This window comes from Streptomyces sp. P17 (assembly GCF_032436805.1).
GTDB lineage: Bacteria > Actinomycetota > Actinomycetes > Streptomycetales > Streptomycetaceae > Streptomyces.
The window spans coordinates 1-236 of sequence record NZ_JAVRBF010001487.1 but is presented as its reverse complement, the minus strand read 5'-3'; the positions used below and the strand labels follow the sequence as shown (position 1 = coordinate 236).

Annotated in this window: 1 protein-coding gene; it reads right to left on the bottom strand. The window is 71.6% G+C overall.

Features of this window, described 5'->3' with window-relative positions; translation table 11 throughout:
• A partial coding sequence (locus tag RMT89_RS45435; RefSeq protein WP_315889601.1) for a hypothetical protein occupies positions 1–189 on the bottom strand: 189 nt, incomplete at its 3' end.
• Between the last annotated feature and the right edge of the window lie 47 nt (positions 190–236).

Genomic DNA, 236 nt, shown 5'->3' with positions numbered 1-236 from the left:
GCCGCCCAGATAACTGCCGGACCAGGCGTTCGCGGGAGTCTTGGCCGGCTCTTGCGCGCTCGCCATCTGCGGGCATGCGGCGAGTGCGAAGGCAGCCGACAGGCGCAGGACGCCCTTTGCCAGCGACCGGTCGGCGGTCCGGCCCCGTGCCGGTCCCGGGTGCGCCCGCGATATCCCCGCAACCTGCATCTACACGAGCCCCCGATCGGCACTCCGGCCACAGCCTTGTTGGCCTA